The sequence below is a fragment of the Methylobacterium sp. 142-1Y genome (assembly GCF_057747795.1).
Map to the genome: position 1 here is coordinate 2284067 of NZ_CM173224.1, position 15935 is coordinate 2300001.

Annotated in this window: 19 protein-coding genes and 1 tRNA gene; 12 read left to right on the forward strand and 8 right to left on the reverse strand. The window is 70.7% G+C overall.

The genetic code is table 11. The features are described from left to right. Position 1: 1 nt before the first annotated feature. The 9 genes from AC3AOF_RS10445 to AC3AOF_RS10485 are packed head-to-tail and all read left to right on the forward strand — an operon-like array spanning position 2 to position 7126. Positions 2-574 carry a hypothetical protein gene (locus tag AC3AOF_RS10445; RefSeq protein WP_488348477.1) on the forward strand — a complete coding sequence of 191 codons (573 nt, stop codon included), beginning with the start codon at positions 2-4 and terminating at the stop codon, positions 572-574. Continuing rightward, a complete protein-coding gene (locus tag AC3AOF_RS10450) occupies positions 574-1320 on the forward strand; it encodes a hypothetical protein (protein ID WP_488348478.1) in 747 nt (248 codons plus the stop codon). Before AC3AOF_RS10445 ends, AC3AOF_RS10450 begins: the two co-directional genes overlap by 1 nt. Then, a complete protein-coding gene (locus AC3AOF_RS10455; RefSeq protein ID WP_488348479.1) occupies positions 1317-1808 on the forward strand; it encodes a hypothetical protein in 492 nt (163 codons plus the stop codon). The genes AC3AOF_RS10450 and AC3AOF_RS10455 overlap by 4 nt, the downstream gene beginning before the upstream one ends. Further along, the gene (locus AC3AOF_RS10460) at positions 1805-3688 is read left to right on the forward strand and encodes a DNA cytosine methyltransferase (RefSeq protein ID WP_488348480.1); all 1884 of its coding nucleotides are present in this window, start codon (positions 1805-1807) and stop codon (positions 3686-3688) included. The genes AC3AOF_RS10455 and AC3AOF_RS10460 overlap by 4 nt, the downstream gene beginning before the upstream one ends. 5 nt (positions 3689-3693) lie before the next feature. Next, positions 3694-4803, forward strand: a complete 1110-nt coding sequence (locus tag AC3AOF_RS10465; protein WP_488348481.1) for a DUF5131 family protein — start codon at positions 3694-3696, stop codon at positions 4801-4803. Next, positions 4796-5152 (forward strand): hypothetical protein, encoded by a 357-nt coding sequence (locus AC3AOF_RS10470; protein ID WP_488348482.1) that lies wholly within the window; start codon positions 4796-4798, stop codon positions 5150-5152. The genes AC3AOF_RS10465 and AC3AOF_RS10470 overlap by 8 nt, the downstream gene beginning before the upstream one ends. Beyond that, a complete protein-coding gene (locus AC3AOF_RS10475) occupies positions 5145-5552 on the forward strand; it encodes a hypothetical protein (RefSeq protein WP_488348483.1) in 408 nt (135 codons plus the stop codon). Before AC3AOF_RS10470 ends, AC3AOF_RS10475 begins: the two co-directional genes overlap by 8 nt. Then, entirely contained in the window at positions 5545-5868 is a 324-nt protein-coding gene (locus AC3AOF_RS10480; RefSeq protein WP_488348484.1) for a hypothetical protein, read from the forward strand. The genes AC3AOF_RS10475 and AC3AOF_RS10480 overlap by 8 nt, the downstream gene beginning before the upstream one ends. Continuing rightward, positions 5861-7126, forward strand: a complete 1266-nt coding sequence (locus AC3AOF_RS10485) for a site-specific integrase (protein ID WP_488348485.1) — start codon at positions 5861-5863, stop codon at positions 7124-7126. The genes AC3AOF_RS10480 and AC3AOF_RS10485 overlap by 8 nt, the downstream gene beginning before the upstream one ends. Positions 7127-7215: 89 nt before the next feature. Here AC3AOF_RS10485 and AC3AOF_RS10490 read toward each other — a convergent pair. Beyond that, positions 7216-7291 (reverse strand) — tRNA-Lys (locus AC3AOF_RS10490). 127 nt (positions 7292-7418) lie between these two features. Between AC3AOF_RS10490 and AC3AOF_RS10495 the strand changes: the two genes are divergently transcribed. Beyond that, on the forward strand, positions 7419-8495 hold the full coding sequence (locus AC3AOF_RS10495) for a hypothetical protein (RefSeq protein WP_488348486.1): 1077 nt from the start codon (positions 7419-7421) through the stop codon (positions 8493-8495). Between the two features lie 76 nt (positions 8496-8571). On the opposite strand, the gene AC3AOF_RS10500 is transcribed toward AC3AOF_RS10495, so the two are convergent. Then, on the reverse strand, positions 8572-9600 hold the full coding sequence (locus tag AC3AOF_RS10500) for a polyprenyl synthetase family protein (RefSeq protein ID WP_488348487.1): 1029 nt from the start codon (positions 9598-9600) through the stop codon (positions 8572-8574). Between the two features lie 204 nt (positions 9601-9804). Here AC3AOF_RS10500 and AC3AOF_RS10505 point away from each other — a divergent pair, with 204 nt between their 5' ends. Together AC3AOF_RS10505 and AC3AOF_RS10510 are read left to right on the forward strand one after the other, a co-directional pair. Continuing rightward, positions 9805-10029 (forward strand): putative signal transducing protein, encoded by a 225-nt coding sequence (locus tag AC3AOF_RS10505; protein ID WP_109975457.1) that lies wholly within the window; start codon positions 9805-9807, stop codon positions 10027-10029. Then, positions 10026-10784 (forward strand): tRNA1(Val) (adenine(37)-N6)-methyltransferase, encoded by a 759-nt coding sequence (locus AC3AOF_RS10510; RefSeq protein ID WP_236992262.1) that lies wholly within the window; start codon positions 10026-10028, stop codon positions 10782-10784. The genes AC3AOF_RS10505 and AC3AOF_RS10510 overlap by 4 nt, the downstream gene beginning before the upstream one ends. Positions 10785-10999: 215 nt before the next feature. Here the strand turns inward: AC3AOF_RS10510 and dprA are convergent, their stop codons facing one another. The 6 genes from dprA to AC3AOF_RS10540 are packed head-to-tail and all read right to left on the reverse strand — an operon-like array spanning position 11000 to position 15749. Then, on the reverse strand, positions 11000-12187 hold the full coding sequence (gene dprA / locus AC3AOF_RS10515) for a DNA-processing protein DprA (protein WP_488348488.1): 1188 nt from the start codon (positions 12185-12187) through the stop codon (positions 11000-11002). A gap of 55 nt (positions 12188-12242) precedes the next feature. Further along, the gene (gene plsY, locus AC3AOF_RS10520; protein ID WP_236992264.1) at positions 12243-12842 is read right to left on the reverse strand and encodes a glycerol-3-phosphate 1-O-acyltransferase PlsY; all 600 of its coding nucleotides are present in this window, start codon (positions 12840-12842) and stop codon (positions 12243-12245) included. Next, on the reverse strand, positions 12842-14143 hold the full coding sequence (locus AC3AOF_RS10525; protein WP_236992265.1) for a dihydroorotase: 1302 nt from the start codon (positions 14141-14143) through the stop codon (positions 12842-12844). The genes plsY and AC3AOF_RS10525 overlap by 1 nt, the downstream gene beginning before the upstream one ends. A gap of 44 nt (positions 14144-14187) precedes the next feature. Beyond that, positions 14188-14574 carry a type II toxin-antitoxin system HicB family antitoxin gene (locus AC3AOF_RS10530; protein ID WP_488348489.1) on the reverse strand — a complete coding sequence of 129 codons (387 nt, stop codon included), beginning with the start codon at positions 14572-14574 and terminating at the stop codon, positions 14188-14190. After that, entirely contained in the window at positions 14571-14789 is a 219-nt protein-coding gene (locus AC3AOF_RS10535) for a type II toxin-antitoxin system HicA family toxin (protein ID WP_488348490.1), read from the reverse strand. The genes AC3AOF_RS10530 and AC3AOF_RS10535 overlap by 4 nt, the downstream gene beginning before the upstream one ends. Before the next feature lie 12 nt (positions 14790-14801). Further along, positions 14802-15749 (reverse strand): aspartate carbamoyltransferase catalytic subunit, encoded by a 948-nt coding sequence (locus tag AC3AOF_RS10540; RefSeq protein ID WP_488348491.1) that lies wholly within the window; start codon positions 15747-15749, stop codon positions 14802-14804. Positions 15750-15935 lie beyond the last annotated feature (186 nt).

The following is a 15935-nucleotide window of genomic DNA, read 5'->3' on the forward strand; positions in this document are numbered from 1 at the left end:
CGTGAGCGCCGCCCCGCTCTCCGACCGCCGGCGCATCGAGTTCGTGCTGCCGCCCCTCGTGATGGAGGCCCTGATCGCGGGCATGGGCGCGCGGTTCGTGCGCGCCGCAGCAGAGGGCAGGGACCCGGCCGAGACTGAAACCGAGGCCGAACGCGACGAATCGGCCGCACTCCTCTCGCTCTTCGCCGCCGCGGTCGACCAGGCGCTCGCCGATCTGCTGCCGCGCAAGCGTGCCGCCCTCATCCGCCGCGCCAAGCGCGAGGCGATCGCCGTCTGCGCCGAGCTCGACCACCAGTCGGCCGTCAAGATCGCGATGGTGGTCTACTACCTCCTCTGCGACCTCGGCCCGCTCGGCTACGCGATCCTTGAGGGCTCGCCGCTGCACCAGGCAATAGAGCGCCTAGTGCCGCTGATCGGGCACGGTTTCGCGGAGGCGCGCCGCGACGCCTCGGCCCAGAAGCAGGCCGATCGGCTGCTGCGTCGGCTGCAGGGGCGGGGCTGGTACCGGCCGGCCGGGGCGCCGCTGATCGCGATCGATGAGGCAGCCATCGTACCGATGGGAGCGTGGCGCTGATGGCCGATCGTCCCATCATCTTCAGCGCACCGATGATCTGCGGCCTCCTCACGGGCACCAAGACGCAGACACGGCGCGTAATCAAGCCGGTTCACCCGATCGAGAACCTCTCGTCCGAGCGGCTCGAAGACTTCGAGCTGCGGGGCTTCGCAGCGGTCGAACTGCCGGACGGACGGCACCTCGTCTATCGACCGCAATGGGAGGTCGGCGATCGTCTGTGGGTCCGGGAGGCCGTGCGGGCCGACGCACATAACGAGGGCAACGATGGCGTCCGCTACCTTGCCTACCTCGCCGATGCCGCGTGTCTGCCCATCGCAGACAGTGCCGAGATGGTCGAGCGCTGGGTCAAGCTGCTCCACTACGGTTCCACCGCGAGAAAGCAGCGCGTCGGCCAGACGGTTCCCCCGATCCACATGCCGCGCTGGGTCTCGCGCCTGACCCTGACGGTGACCGATGTCCGCGTCGAGCGGCTGAACGACATCAGCGAGGCGGATGCGCAGGCCGAGGGTGTCGCGTTCGAGACCGCGGATCCGTCCTTCTACTACGTCCCCGGCTTCCGCCCGCACAGCCTGACGGCGGTCGGTGTCGAGGAGCACCATCCCCGGCCAGCAGCGCACTGCTTCTCGAAGCTATGGAATCACATCCACGGCTGCGGATTCTGGCAGGCCAACCCCTGGGTCCTCGCCACCTCGTTCAGCGCGGTCTGCGGCAACATCGACGCCCCCGCGGCCGGGAGGGCGGCGTGACCCCGCTACCCACACCACACCTCCTTCGGGCACTGATCGAGCGCATGCGCCAGGCGTCCGCGATGGACGAAGTCACCTGCGCCCACCTGACCGCGACGCTCATCGCGCCGCCCGGCAGCTTCGTCACCTTCGCCCCGATTTCCGGCAAGATGCGCGTGTGCGTCGGTCGGAAGCCCGTCACCAACCATGATGACGTGTGGTCGGACTGGCCCGCGTGGCAGGAGCATTGGACCATCGGGCCGCTCGACGCAGCTTTCCGCCTGATCGAACACAGGCTGCCAGGCGTGAATTTCCTGTACGGCCGCGGGCGCTTGCGGGCGGATGAACCGGCCTATGCCTGCCAGATCCTGTTCGGGACAGATGAAGTCCTCGGGGAGGCCGAACACGAAGACGGCCCGTCAGCCGTCGTGCTCGCCCTTCTTACCGCGCTGCTGGGGTGCGTTAGCCCCAATATCCGGCTGGAGCGGGCGGTGGGAGGGCAGGCTTGATCGCCCGCGAACTCATCATCGACAGCTTCGCGGGCGGCGGCGGCGCCTCCGAGGGCATCCGGGCGGCGATCGGTCGCGATCCGGACATCGCGATCAATCACGATCGCTTCGCGCTGGCCATGCACCGGATCAATCATCCGGAGACACGTCACCTCGAGCAGGACGTGGCGACCGTCGATGCCGTGAGCATGTGCGGCGGCCGGCCGATCGGCCTGCTCTGGATGAGCCCCGACTGCACCGATCACAGCAAGGCGAAAGGGGCGGCGCCCCGCCGGGAGGACGGTCGCACGACGCGCGGCATCGGCTGGGCGATCGTCGGTTGGGTCAAGAGGCTGCCGCCCTGGCAACGCCCGCGGGTGATCTGCCTGGAGAACGTCGAAGAGTACCTCGATTGGGGGCCTCTTCTCGAAACTGGCAAGCGCTGCCCGGCCCGAAAGGGAGAGACCTTCAAGGCTTTCGTGGCGGCGTGGCGCGCGCTCGGTTATGGCAACATCGAATGGCGGCTGCGTCGCGCCTGGTGGTCTGGCGCAGGCACGATCCGGCGCCGGCTCTACATGGTCATGCGCCGCGACGGCCATCCGATCCGCTGGCCCGAGCCCACCTTCGGCAATCCGAACGATCCGATCGATGCGGCGCGCATCGCGGCCGGCGAGCTGCGGCCGTGGGTGACGGCCGCCGACAACATCGACTTCACGCTACCGATTCCGTCGATCTTCGACAGCAGCGAGACCATCAAGCGGCGCTTCGGCTTCCGCGCCAAGCGCCCGCTCGTGCGCAACACCCAAGCCCGGCTGGCGAGGGGCGTGAAGCGCTACGTCCTCGACACCGCGAAGCCCTTCCTCATCAAGGTCAATCACACGGCCCGCGGTGAGCAGAGGGACCGCCATCTCGAGAAGCCGCTGACGACCATGTCGGGGAAGCGGGATGACGCCCTGGTGGTCCCGTATCTGGTGCCTCGCTACGGCGAGCGCCCCGGGCAGGACCCGCGAACGATCCGCATCGACGCGCCGATGCCGACCATGGTGCCGACCGGGAACGAAGGCGGTCTCGCCGTTGCGCACGTTGCGCCGTTCGTTTCTTACGCCCAGCAGGGCGGCGCGAACCGGGACGTCGCCAACCCGCTGCACACGATCACGGCCAGCCCGAAGGACCACAACACCGTCGTCGCCGCGTTCCTCGCGCAGCACACGGCCGGCTCGCATCCTGGCGCACCTGCCCATTCCGCGCTCCGGCCGCTCTCCACCATCACGGTGAAGGGGTCGCAGCAATCGCTCGTGGCGGCCCACATGCTGACCCTGCGCGGCAGCGATCGGCGCGACGCGCCGGCCGACGAGCCGGCGCGCACCGTGTCGGCCGGCGGCAACCACGCGGCCGTCGTCTCGCTTCCGCTGATGAGCGTCTACTACGGCGCAGACGAAACTGGCGCGCCCGTCGATGCGCCGTGCCGGACCGAGACGGCCAAACCGCGCTTCGGTCTCGCGCAAGCCGATGCGGCAGTCCCGCCGCTGACGGAGGCGCAAGCGACGCGGGCTCGGGAAGTCGCGGCGTTCCTTCGCGCCCACGGATGCTGGGATGGCGGTGAGATAGTGACCGTCGATATCGACGGCGTCACCTACGTTTTGATCGACATATGCATGCGGATGCTGACAGCACGTGAGCGCTATAACGCGAACGGCTTCCGCCGTGACTACATCATCGATCGCGGCATCGACCACGACGGGTCCGAGATCCGCTTCACCTTGGAGCAACAAGGTTTCATGTGCGGCAACGCCGTGTGCCCGACTGAAGCCGAGGCCCTCGTTGCTGCGAATTACCGCGAGGCCACACCACGGTCGCGCCGCCGGCCCGCTGCCGACCTCCCCCTGTTTGCCGCCGAGTGAGTACCATGGCCGACAACAGCGCGATCGAATGGACCGATGCGACCTGGAATCCGGTGCGCGGCTGCACGCGCGTGTCGCCCGGGTGCGGCGGCCCGGGTCCGCATGGCGGCTGCTATGCCGAGGTCGTCGCCGCCCGCTTCAGCCAGCCCGCCAAAGGCGACAGGCCGGCCCAGCCCTATCACGGCTTGGCCGAGATGCGAGGCGGCAAGCCCCGGTGGACCGGCCGGATCGTGTTCGTGGAAGAGGCCCTGGCCCTGCCGATGCGCTGGCGAGCGCCGCGCCGGATCTTCGTGAACTCGATGTCCGATCTCTTTCACGAGGGTGTGACGGACGGGCAGATCATGCGCGTCCTGTGGGTCATGGCGCAGACCCGCCAGCACACCTTCCAGATTTTGACCAAGCGCCCGGCGCGGATGCACGCCTTCTTCAACAAGTGGGCCGAGGTGAACCCGGACGAGGACTGGAACTTCAAGGGCGCGCACGGACCGGAGGAAGTGCGCAAGGCGCACAAGTCCGGGCGCGGACAGCTCTTCGCCGACATGCTCGACGCGATGGGGCCGCCTCCGGCCGGGGCCGCCTACCCGCTCTTCGATTGGACAGGCGGCATGGCCTGCTGGCCCGATGTGCTGCCGAACGTCTTGCTTGGCACCTCCGTCGAGGATCAGGACCGGGCCGACGAGCGCCGGCATCCTATGGCGATGCTGGCAGACGCCGGCTGGCGCACGTTCGTCTCCTACGAGCCAGCCCTCGCGCTTGTCGACTGGACCGGATGGGAGTTCCTGGCCTGGTTGATCTCCGGTGGCGAGAGCGGGCCGCGTGCCCGGCCGAGCCATCCCTCCTGTCACCGGGATGCCCGCGACTTCTGCGCGACGAACGGCATCCCGTACTTTTTCAAGCAGTGGGGCGAGTGGGCGCCCCGTGGCCCGGAGAGCCTGGGCTATCCGGCCGTCGACGGCGTGCCGCTGCGCAAGGTCACGTCGACCGGTGGGGATGGATCGCAGCTCGAATCGGGGGGTGATGCCCCCGTATGGATGCAACGGCTCGGCAAGAAGGCGACCGGCCGCCACCTCGACGGCGTCGAGCACGGCGCGATGCCGGGGGCACGCCATGCGTGACGCCCTCGCCGCCCGGCAGATCCGGCTTCCCCTGGCCTTGAGCGAAGAATCGGACGAACTCGGGGTCGTGCGCGACGCCGACGGCATGGCGGTCTTCACGGTCGACACCGAGGGCACCTGGCCCGATCAGCGGGTACTCAGCGTCGCCGCGATGCTGATCACCGCCCTGAATGCGACCGCGCCGCGCTCACCCGCCGCCGCGACCGAGGTTGCGCGGTCAGCCCTCGAGGCGATCGCCGCGATCCTCGCTCCGATCGCCGAGACCTCGGACGCGGCGATGGCCGCCTTCCAGGTCGCCGAGGACGCCTGCACCGAACTCGCCCACGCGGAGCCCTCAGCGGATGCCTGACGCCTGCCGTTTAAACGCCACCCCTCAGGCGGGCCAGGGCGGCCAGAACGGCCCCGTCCGCCCCCTGCGCACCTGCCTGGAATGCGGCAAGCCCTACGAGGCCTCCGAACGGGCATCGCAGTTCTGCGCCACGGCCTGCCGGCAGGCCTGGAACAACCGGCGGCTCAAGCGGGGCGCCGAGCTCTACGACCTGTTCATGCCGCACCGGTTCGAGCGTCCGCTCGCCAAGGGGCTCAAGCTCATCAGCCTGCTCAACCGGCTCGCTGCGATCTTCCGGGCCGAGGACCTGGCGGAGCGCGCCGGCCGGGCGTCGTGGCGCCCGCCCGAGGTGGTGCTCTCCGAGCGGCCCTACCTGCGGGCGGAGTGGCTGGCACGAGGCCGGAGGCGGCGCGATGCCTAGAAGCCAGCCCCGGGCGCCAGCGATCCGATTCCGGGTCGATCCGGCCTACGCGCCGGCCGACAAGATCGCGCGCCGTCTCTGCCTCACTCTGCCGCAGTTCGAGGCCTGCCGGCCGAAGCTCCTCGCCCGAGGCTTCCCGGCTCCGGACGAGACCACCGGCATGTACGACCTCGAAGCGGTCGACCGCTGGCGCATGCGCCAGCGCCCCGACCTCTTCCCCGAGTTGGCGCCTGCGCCCACCCCGCCCGAGGCGCCGCCTCGCAAGAGCATGGGAGACCGGTTTGTCGAGGCCCAGGAGCGCCGGCGGCATGGTTGAGCTGCCGCGCTACGTCAGGGCGCGCACCAAGCCCAACGGGCGCGTCTTCTACTATTACGAGCGCTACCGCAGCACGCCGCGGGAATGGCCCCGCCTGGCGCTGCCCTTCGGGCCGCAGGCGCCGGAGTTCTGGGCGCGCTGCCAGCAATGCGCCGGGCTGGACGCCGTCCGCACCGGGGACGGCTGGACCTGGGCCTGGATCGCCGCGAGCGGACGCCGCTATCCCCTGCCCGACCCGCACGGCAGTGATGGCATCAACGGGTTCTGGACCGCGCTCGACGCCGCCGAGGCGCGCGAGCGCCTCGGCGATGCAGCCGAGCGCAAGACCTTCCGGGCGCTGGTCGGGGTCTACCGCGAGCATGCCGCGTACACGAGGCTCTCGGCGCTCACCCGCCGCGATTACGAGCGCCATCTGCGCTTGATCGCCGAATTCTGGGGCGACGATCCCGTGGCCGACCTCACCACGGTGGACGCGCAGAAGGCGATCGACAGCTTCCAATCGACGCCGGCCGTCGCCCGCTACTTCCGCGCGGTGCTCTCCCGGCTGATCGCCTTCGGCATCCCGCGCGGCTTCTCGACCACCAACGTCGTCGAGGCGACCGAGAAGGTGGTGCATACGGTCGACCCGCACGAGCCGTGGCCGGATTGGGCTTTCGAGCTGTTCTTCGAGCACGCGCGAATCGGCCTGCAGCTACCCGTCTACTCCGCCCTCTACACCGGCCAGCGCTCGGTCGACGTGATCCCGATGGTCAGGCCGGCGAAGGGCGCCGACGCCGTCGAGCTGATCGCCCGCAAGACAGGCGCGCAGGTCTACGTCCCGATCCATTCCGAGTACCGCCAGATCCTGGAGCGCACCCACGTCGATCATGCCGCCCTCCACCTGCGCGAGGACGGCGCACCCTGGACGCTGGCCGCCTACCGCACGGCATGGCAGCGCGACCTCACCAGCGTGAACGCGAAGGGCCAGCCGACCTCAGCCCCGCCGGCAAAGAAGGCAGCGATGGCGCGCCTGCGCGAGGCGGGCTTCGTGTTCCACGGCCTGCGCAAGAACGCCGTCAACATGCTGCTGGAGACCGGCTGCACTGAGGCTGAGGTGTCGGCGATCGTCGAGATGTCCGAGCAGATGGTGCGCCACTACAGCCGCGACGTGAACAAGCGTCGGCTCGCTGTGAACGCCATGCGGAAGCTTGAGGAGGGGTGGGCGGAGACCCGGAAGAACCTCTTCGGACCCGGCGCATCGGCGCGGAACCCGGAGTGAGTTTGGCAACCACTCGACCGGAATTGGCAACTGAAGTGCCACTGGCAACAAGAGGAGAAAGATTTTATAGAGGCTGCAAAAGGAATTATTGGTGAGCGCGCTGGGACTCGAACCCAGGACCTACAGATTAAAAGTCCGTTGCTCTACCAGCTGAGCTACGCGCCCGCGTCCCGGACGATGGCGCGGCGCTGGTGGGCCGGCCCGATCCTGCTTGGGACAAGGGCGGACATAGGGGGTTGACGCGGCCGGGTCAACCGGGAGACCAGGGCCGCCCACATCAACCGGCGTCCCGATGCTGCCAGATACCGCAACGCCCGCCGCTCCCGCCCCCTGGCGGCGTTTCGCCGGCCTCCTCCTCGGCGCGGCCGGAGCCCTGGGGCTGGGCGTGCTCGCCTTCGTGACGATCCTCGACCCCTACGGCCTGCGCGCCGCCCCGGGGCGGGCACCGGGACCGATCCTGGATCTCAACCAGCGCTTCATGTACCCGCAGGTGGTGCGGAGCGGCGCCTATGACGCGGCGGTGTTCGGGACCTCGACCGCTCGCCTCCTCGACCCGCAGGCCCTCGACCGGGCCTTCGGCGGCCGCTTCGCCAACCTCGCCATGAACGCGGCGACGCCCTGGGAACAGACGCAGCTCGCGCGGCTCTTCCTCGCGCGGGCGCCCGCGAAAGCGGTGGTGTTCGGCCTCGACGCACCGTGGTGCGAGGCGGATGCCGACATGAAGCGCCTGACCTTCCGGGCCTTCCCGCCCTGGCTGTACCGGGAGCCGCTCGGTTGGGATGCACCGTTCCGTCAGTGGAACCAGCAGAGTGCCGAGATCGCCGGCCGGGTGCTGCTCCACGCCCTCGGACGGATGCCGGCGCGCATCCGCGGCGACGGCTACGAGGTCTTCACGCCGCCGGAATCCCGCTACGACGCCGCGCGGGCCGCCGCCCACATCCATGGCGACGGTTCCCCCCCCGAGACGACGGGCGATGCGAATGCCCCCGGGCAGGCCGTTTCCTTGCCGGCCCTGCCCTGGCTCGACGCACTCCTCGGCCTCGTCCCGGCGGACGGGCTCAAGCTCGTCGCCTTCATGCCGGTCAACGTGGCGGCGCAGCCAGAGCCCGGCAGCGCCGCCGCGGCGCGCGAGGCGACGTGCAAGGCGCAGGTCACCGCGATCGCCCGGCGGCACGGCGCGACCGTGGTCGATTTCCGCATCCCGTCGGCGGTGACGCGGGACGACACGAATTACTGGGACGCCCTGCATTACCGCCTGCCGGTCGCCGCCCGCATCGTCGCGGACTTGAAGCGGGCGGTGGCGGAGCCCCGCGACGATCCGGACGGCGTCTACCGCGTGCTCGCGGCGCCGCCCGGCGCGACGAAGTAGGAGACCCGTCCGGGCGACGGGCGCGTCACGGGCGGACCGGAGGCCTCGCCGGCCCGCGCCGGCTGCCGCGCCCGGTCTACCGGGCCCGCGCGATGCAGAAATCCACCGCCTCGATCAGCGCCTGCTTGATCGGCGAGGGCGGGAACAGCGCCAGCGCGTCCTTGGCCCGGTCGCCGTACTGACGCGCGCGCGCGATCGTGTCCTCGAGGGCGTGGTGGCGGCGCATGATCGCGATCGCAGTCTCGAGGTCGGCGGGCTCCGCGATCTCCTGGCGCTCCAGGGTGCGGCGCCAGAAGTCCTGCTCCTCGTCGCTGCCGCGGCGGAACGACAGCACCACCGGCAGGGTGATCTTGCCCTCGCGAAAGTCGTCGCCGACATTCTTGCCGAGATCGGCGCTGGTGCCGCCGTAATCGAGGGCGTCGTCGACGAGCTGGAAGGCGATGCCGAGATTCATGCCGTAGCTGCGGCAGGCGGCGATCTCAGGCATCGGGCGCGCGGCGATGACCGGGCCGACCTCGCAGGCGGCGGCGAACAATTCGGCGGTCTTCGCGCGGATCACCGCCAGGTACTCGTCCTCGGTGGTCTCGGTCGAGCGGGCGGCGGTGAGCTGCATCACCTCGCCCTCGGCGATCACCGAGGCGGCCGACGAGAGAATGTCGAGGGCGCGCAGCGAGCCGACCTCGACCATCATCTTGAAGGCCTGACCGAGCAGAAAATCGCCGACGAGGACGCTGGCCTCGTTGCCCCACTTGATCCGAGCCGCGACCTTGCCGCGGCGCATGTCGCTCTCGTCGACGACATCGTCGTGCAAGAGCGTCGCCGTGTGCATGAACTCGACGCTGGCGGCGAGCTTGACGTCGCCGTCGCTCGCCGGGTCGTAGCCCGACAGCGAGGCCGTGGCGAGGGTCAGGATCGGGCGCAGGCGCTTGCCGCCCGAGGAGATCAGGTGGTTGGCGACCTCCGGGATCATCGTCACGTCGGAGCCGGTGCGCGACAGGATCATCGCGTTGACGCGCTCCATCCCGCCGGCCACGAGCCCCACCAGGGCATCGAGGCTGGCCTCCGGATCGGAGGGTCTGTCCTGAAGGGGAAGTACGACGCCCACGCCCGCGCGATCTCCTCAGCGCCGCCCCGAACCCCGGGGCGCCTCGGTCTACTCCCGCCCCCTTTGGCACGCGAGCGCCCCCGGCGGCAACACGCAAGCTGCCGCAAGGCCCTGAAGCGGGTGCCGCGGCCTGGGGATGCGCAGCAACCGGCGCGACACTGTGGTATGGCCGCCGCGATCCGAGCAGGAACCCGCGCAAACCCCATGATCGAGCTGATCCGCACCAACGATCTCGTCCTGATCGGCTTCGCGGAATCCCTTCTCACCGGCGCCGAGATCCCGGTTCTGGTGGCCGACAACCACATCAGCGTGATGGAGGGCATGATCGGCGCCTTCCCGCGCCGGCTGCTGGTACCGGAGGACCATGCCCGCCAGGCCCGGCGCATCCTCACCGATGCGGGCCTCGCGCACGAGCTGCGGCACCCGTGAGCGAGGCCCCTCCCCCCGCTGAATCCTGGCTCGGCGGACGGCTCACCTTGCGCCAGCCGCCGCGGGGCGCCCACCGGGCCGGGACCGACGCGGTGCTGCTCGCCGCGAGCGCCGGTGCCCGACCCGGCGAGACGGTGTGCGACCTCGGGGCCGGCACCGGCGCGGTCGGGCTCGCGGTCGCGCTGGCCTGCCCGGCGGCGCAGGTGATGCTGATCGAGCGCGACCCGGAGGCTGCGAATCTCGCGCGCGTCAACGTGCAGGAAAACGGGCTCGCCTCCCGCGTCCGGGTGATCGAGGCCGACGTGACCGCGCCGGGCCGCGAGCGCCGCGCCGCCGGTCTCCTGCCCGATTCGGTCGACCTGCTTCTCACCAACCCACCCTTCTTCGAGGCCGGGCGGCACCGCGCCTCGCCGGTCGCAGTCCGGGCCGCGGCGCACGGCTTCACGGAACCCGGCGGCCTGGAGGCGTGGCTTCGCACCTGCGCCGACCTGCTGCGCCCCGGCGGCCGGCTGGTGCTGATCCACCGGGCCGATGCCCTGCCGGCCTGCCTCGACGCCATGGCGGGCCGGTTCGGCTCGATCGAGGTCACGCCGATTCAGCCGCGGGCGGAGTCTCCGGCGATCCGCGTGCTCGTGGCGGGGGTGCGCGGCAGCCGGGCGCCCTTCGCCTTGGCGCCGGCCCTGGTGCTGCATGGGCCGGACGGACGATTTACGGAGCCGGTCGAGGCGATGCACCGGGGCGAGAGAATGTCATAGAGTTTCCGCGAAACCAGGAAGTCGCGGGATCCCGTCTCCCGCACGGGAGAGGGGAAGCGCGCTCTTCTGGAGCGCCGATGCAAATCATACGCTTTCCGATTGATCGCTTCGCGATGCGGAAAGCGGCTTCGCTCAGGCGCCGCGCGGGCTGATGATACGAAATCCGGAAGTGATCTTCCGGATTTCGTATCACAGCGCGATTTCGCGCGCGCCTCTCATCGCAGCGACACCGCCCCACCCGGATGCCGCCAGATCTTCCCGTCGAGTTCCAGTTCCATCAACAAACCCTGGACCACCCGGGCCGACAGCCCGGCCTGCCGCGCCAGGGCATCGACCGGCACCGGCGACGGGCCGAGGAGTTCGAGGAGGATCGTCCGCTCGTCCTGGCGCAGCGAAACCGGCGGGGTCTCGTCGAGGAGGCGTTGCGCCGGCTCGGCCGCCATGGCGGTGACCGGCTCGGCGGAGAAATCGATCTCGTCCCAGTAGAGCGCCGGCTCCGGCCGGTCCGCCGCCTCCTCTGCTCCCGTGTCCGGCGCCGGCCCGCCGATCAGGGGGCCGAGCACCGCCATGACGTGCTCGGGGGCGGCGCAGAGGGTGGCGCCGTCGCGGATCAGGTCGTTGGTGCCCTCCGCCCGGGGATCGAGGGGCGAGCCCGGCACGGCGAAGACCTCGCGGCCCTGCTCCAGGGCGAAGCGGGCGGTGATGAGCGAGCCGGAGCGCCGCGCCGCCTCGACCACGATCGTGCCGAGGGACAGCCCCGAGATGATGCGGTTGCGGCGCGGGAAGTCGCGGCCGCGGGGCTCCCAGCCCATCGGCATCTCGGCGACGATCGCACCACCATTGTCGAGGATGCGCGCGACCAGCTCCTCGTGCTCGGAGGGATAGATCCGGTCGTGCCCGCCGGCCAGAACCGCGACGGTGCCGCTCTGGAGCGCCGCCTTGTGGGCGCGGGCATCGACGCCGCGGGCCAATCCTGAGACGATCACCAGCCCTTCGCCGCCGAGCGCGTGCGACAGGCGCTCGGTGAAGGTGAGACCGGCCGCGGACGCATTGCGCGAGCCGACGATGGCGACGGAGGGCCGCTTCAGGCAGGCGGAATCGCCGCGCAAGGAGACCAGAGGCGGCGCATCGGCGGTGGCCTGGAGCGGCAGGGGATAATCGGGCTCGCCCATCGCCACGAAGCGGGCGCCGATCCGGGCCGCCGCCGCGATCTCGCGCTCGGCTTCCGCCTTGGTGGTGATCCGGATCGGCTTGCCGCGGGCCTTGGCGAGGCCCGGCAGGGCTTTGAGCGCCGGCCCGGCCCCGCCGAACTTGTTCACAAGCCCCCGGAAGGTGCGCGGCCCGACGCCCTCGGAGCGGATCAGCCGGAGCCAGTCGAGGCGCTGTGCGTCGCTTAACTGCAAGACCCTCTCCCCTCGGCGATCCGCCGAACCTTGGGTGAGGGTCGTTGTCAGACCTTCAGCCCTTCTGCCCGATGCGCCCCTCCGTCCCCGCCACGAGGCGGCGGATATTGGGGGTGTGCTTCCACCATAGCAGCAGGGCCAGCACGCAGAACAGCACCGCGAGGCGCCCCTGACCGAGGGCCCACAGGGCGACGGGGGTGGCGGCCGATGCGGCGAGCGCGGAAGCCGAGGAGTAGCGCAGCAGGAATGCGAGGCCGATCCAGATCACGGCGAAGACCAGCACGCCGAGGGGAAACAGGCCGAGCAGCACGCCGATGAAGGTGGCGACGCCCTTGCCGCCCTTGAAGCCGAGCCAGACCGGGAAGAGGTGGCCGAGGAAGGAGCCGAGTCCCGCCGCCATGGCCGCTTCCTGCCCGCCGAGGCGGGATGCGAGCACCACCGCGGCGGTGCCCTTCAGCGCGTCGCCCAGCAGCGTCGCGGCGGCGAGCCCTTTGCGGCCGGTGCGCAGCACGTTGGTGGCGCCGATATTGCCCGAGCCGATCGCCCGTACGTCGCCGAGGCCGGCAAAGCGCGTGAGGATGAGGCCGAAGGGAATCGCACCGAAGAGGTAGCCGACGGCGAGCCAGAGGGCGATGAGCGTCCAGTCCGGCGCCATCAGCGCGTCTCCTCGCTGCGGTGGACGATGCGGCCGGCGACCATGGTCAGCGAGGCCAGCCCCTGCAGCCGCGCCTCGTCGAAGGGCGAGTTCTTCGAGCGCGACTTCAGCTGGCGCTTGTCGAGGACGTAAGGAGCATCCGGGTCGATCAGCACGAGGTCGGCCGGAGCGCCGGGGCTAAGGCGTCCGGTCTCGCGGCCGAGCACCCGCGACGGGGCGGCGGAGAGGGCGGCGAGCAGCCGCGGCAGCGAGACGTCGCCGGCATGCACGAGGCGCAAGGCGGCGGCGAGCAGCGTCTCGATCCCGAGCGCCCCGTCGGCGGCCTCGGCGAAGGGCAGGCGCTTGGTCTCGACGTCCTGCGGGTTGTGATCGGAGACGATCACGTCGATCACGCCCTCGTTGAGCGCCGCGACCACCGCCTGCCGGTCGGCCTCGGTGCGGAGCGGCGGCGAGAGCTTGCAGAAGGTGCGGTAGTGGCCGATGTCGTTCTCGTTCAGCACCAGGTTGTTGACCGAGACGCCGCAGGTGACGGGAAGCCCGGCTTCCTTGGCGCGGCGCACGATCTCGACCGAGTCGGCGCACGAGATCATCGCCGCGTGGTAGCGCCCGCCGGTCAGGCGCACGAGGCGGATGTCGCGCTCGAGAAGGATCGTCTCGGCCTCCCGCGGGATGCCGTGGAGCCCCAGCCGCGAGGCCATCTCGCCCTCGTTCATCACCCCGTCGCCGACGAGCGTCGGCTCCTCGACGTGCTGCATCAGCAGGACGCCGAAATCGCGGGCATAGGTCAGGGCGCGGCGCATCACCTGGGCGTTGGTGACGGCCTTGAGCCCATCGGTGAAGGCGACGGCGCCGGCCTCGGTGAGCAGGCCGAACTCGGTCATCACCTGGCCGGCGAGGCCCTTGGTGATCGCGGCGGCGGGCAAGACGTGGGTGCTGGCGGTGTCGCGGGCGCGCCGCAGCACGAAATCGACGATGGCCGGCTCGTCGATCGGCGGGTTGGTCTCGGGCATGCACACGAGCGTGGTCACGCCGCCGGCCGCGGCCGCCGCGCTGGCGCTCGCCAGGGTCTCGCGGTGCTCGGCGCCCGGCTCGCCCACGAAGGCGCGCAGGTCGACGAGACCGGCGGTGAGCACCTGCCCGCCGCACTCGATCACCTCGGCGCCCTCGGGCAGGGCGGCGGGTGTGCCCCAATGGACCTCGGCGATCGATTGATCGCGGACGAGCACCGCGCCCGGGCCTTCGCGGCCGGTGGCGGGGTCGATCAGGTGGGCGTTGGTGAGGAGAAGGCAGGAGGGTGACATCGGCCTACGAAGCGGGAAGTAAGGAAGGAGAGACGCGGGCGGGATCAGCCGGCGATCTCGTCGAGCACCAGCGCCCGCACGAGGCCGCTGCGCGTCAGGCCCCGCCGCTCGGCGGCCCGATCGACAGCGTGGAGCTGCGCGTCGTCGAGGCCGAGATCGTCGGCCGGCGGCCTGACGGCGACCGCGACGTGGCCCGCGGCGAGAGCACCGGCGACGTCCGGATCCAACCGCAGGACCTCGATGGAACGGGGCGCCGGCAGGAGGGCGCCGTCCTCCCGCGCCAGGGCCGACCATTGCGCCAGTGCCTCGGCTCCTTGCGCCAGGGTCTCGTCGGCCGAATCACCGGCGGCGATGCAGCCCGGCAGGTCGGGGAACCAGAGGCCCCACAGGGTGCCGGGCTCCTTCTCCAGTATGCCGATATACGCGGTCACGGCTCCTCGCTCCCGTCCAGCCACCCGGCGTGCCGCGCGATCGACCGGGCGGTCCCGGACGGCAGGCTGCCGCGGCCCCGGGGCACCGCGACGTGCGGGCGTCCCGGCATGGTGTAGATGTCGTGCGGGCCCTTCGAGGGCCGGATCCGCCAGCCCTCCCGCTCGAGGCGCCGCCGGATCGCCTGGATGTCAAGGTCGAAGGCCCGCGGCGGCATGTCAAGCGGCGGTCACGCGTTCGGCAGGTGGGTCGCCAGCGCCTCCAGCACGGCCATCCGCACCGCGACCCCCATCTCGACCTGCTCCCGGATCAGCGACTGCGCGCCATCCGCGACCTCGGACGAGATCTCGACGCCGCGGTTCATCGGGCCAGGATGCATCACCAGCGCGTCGGGCTTGGCGTGGCGCAGCTTGTCGCCATCGAGGCCGAAATAGCGAAAATACTCCTTCACCGAGGGCACGAAGGAGCCGTTCATCCGCTCGCGCTGGAGGCGCAGCATCATCACGATGTCGACGCCCTCGAGGCCCTTGCGCATGTCGGTGAACACCTCGACGCCGAAGCGGGCGAGGCCCGGCGGCAGCAGGGTCGAGGGGCCGATCACCCGCACCCGGGCGCCGAGCGCCATGAGCAGGATGATGTTCGAGCGCGCCACCCGCGAATGCAGGACGTCGCCGCAGATCGCCACCGTCAGCCCCTCGACCCGGCCCTTGTTGCGGCGGATGGTCAGCGCGTCGAGGAGCGCCTGGGTCGGGTGCTCGTGGGCGCCGTCGCCGGCATTGACCACGGAGCAATCGACCTTGCGGGCGAGCAGATGCACCGCGCCGGCCTGGTGGTGGCGCACCACGATGATGTCGGGGCGCATCGCGTTCAGGGTCGCGGCGGTGTCGATCAGGGTCTCGCCCTTTTTCACCGACGAGGAGGCGACCGACATGTTCATCACGTCGGCGCCGAGGCGCTTGCCGGCCAGCTCGAACGAGGATTGGGTCCGCGTCGAAGGCTCGAAGAACAGGTTGATCTGGGTGCGTCCGCGCAACGTCGTGCGCTTCTTCTCGACCTGGCGGCTGATCTCGACGGCCTCGTCGGCACGGTCGAGGAGCGCCACGATGTCGAGGGGCGACAGACCCTCGATGCCGAGGAGGTGGCGGTGCGGGAAGCCGGGGGGTGCCTGGGTGCTCATCCTGAGACCAGGGCTATAGGAGGGCTCGGCGTCACCCGCAAGGACGGGCTTGCGGGAACGCTTCGGACCATCGGCGGTATTTGACAAGCGCCGCGTCATCACCCACTTGTCCGCTTCGCCGCGCGAAAATCCGCGCCAGCCGCCCCGCACAAGTTGAAGCCCGATCTGCCGCGGTGTGCTCTTCGA

What these genes read in the sequence shown, in the direction of transcription:
- AC3AOF_RS10470 (WP_488348482.1), top strand. Translation starts at nt 4,796, where the DNA reads ATGCGTGACGCCCTCGCCGCCCGGCAGATCCGGCTTCCCCTGGCCTTG.
- AC3AOF_RS10495 (WP_488348486.1), top strand. Translation starts at nt 7,419, where the DNA reads ATGCTGCCAGATACCGCAACGCCCGCCGCTCCCGCCCCCTGGCGGCGT.
- AC3AOF_RS10465 (WP_488348481.1), top strand. Translation starts at nt 3,694, where the DNA reads ATGGCCGACAACAGCGCGATCGAATGGACCGATGCGACCTGGAATCCG.
- AC3AOF_RS10485 (WP_488348485.1), top strand. Translation starts at nt 5,861, where the DNA reads ATGGTTGAGCTGCCGCGCTACGTCAGGGCGCGCACCAAGCCCAACGGG.
- AC3AOF_RS10505 (WP_109975457.1), top strand. Translation starts at nt 9,805, where the DNA reads ATGATCGAGCTGATCCGCACCAACGATCTCGTCCTGATCGGCTTCGCG.
- AC3AOF_RS10525 (WP_236992265.1), bottom strand. Translation starts at nt 14,143, where the DNA reads ATGTCACCCTCCTGCCTTCTCCTCACCAACGCCCACCTGATCGACCCC.
- plsY (WP_236992264.1), bottom strand. Translation starts at nt 12,842, where the DNA reads ATGGCGCCGGACTGGACGCTCATCGCCCTCTGGCTCGCCGTCGGCTAC.
- AC3AOF_RS10480 (WP_488348484.1), top strand. Translation starts at nt 5,545, where the DNA reads ATGCCTAGAAGCCAGCCCCGGGCGCCAGCGATCCGATTCCGGGTCGAT.
- AC3AOF_RS10535 (WP_488348490.1), bottom strand. Translation starts at nt 14,789, where the DNA reads ATGCCGCCGCGGGCCTTCGACCTTGACATCCAGGCGATCCGGCGGCGC.
- AC3AOF_RS10540 (WP_488348491.1), bottom strand. Translation starts at nt 15,749, where the DNA reads ATGAGCACCCAGGCACCCCCCGGCTTCCCGCACCGCCACCTCCTCGGC.
- AC3AOF_RS10450 (WP_488348478.1), top strand. Translation starts at nt 574, where the DNA reads ATGGCCGATCGTCCCATCATCTTCAGCGCACCGATGATCTGCGGCCTC.
- AC3AOF_RS10475 (WP_488348483.1), top strand. Translation starts at nt 5,145, where the DNA reads ATGCCTGACGCCTGCCGTTTAAACGCCACCCCTCAGGCGGGCCAGGGC.